1 protein-coding gene is annotated in these 325 nt (G+C 67.7%); it reads right to left on the minus strand.

The features are described 5' to 3' along the window. Positions 1-325 (minus strand): Ig-like domain-containing protein (locus VTU_RS33845; RefSeq protein ID WP_236610798.1); only part of this gene is annotated, 325 nt, incomplete at both ends.

Raw genomic sequence — 325 nt, forward strand, 5'->3', positions numbered from 1 at the left:
GGGGCGCTTGGTGTCCACGCTGTAGTTGGCGCTGTCTGCCCTGCCGATGCCGGCGTTGCCTGCGTCGTCGCGCACGCCGGCGAGGTTCACGCGGATGGTATTGGTTGCGGCGTTGGTGTTGGCCGTGGGCGTGAGGGTCGCCGTCCAGACCGTGCGGTCGGCGCTCGCCGTGGGCCAACTCAGCGTGCCGCTCGTGCACAGGATGTCGCTGGCGTCAAAGTCTTCTACGGGTTCGCTGAAGCGGATGGTGACGGTTGTGGTTTTGTCCGCGGTGAGCGCGGTATCGGCCAGCGTGATGGTCGCCGTGGGGCGTGTGGTGTCCACG

The organism is Verminephrobacter aporrectodeae subsp. tuberculatae At4 (assembly GCF_000193225.1).
Lineage (GTDB): Bacteria > Pseudomonadota > Gammaproteobacteria > Burkholderiales > Burkholderiaceae_C > Acidovorax > Acidovorax aporrectodeae.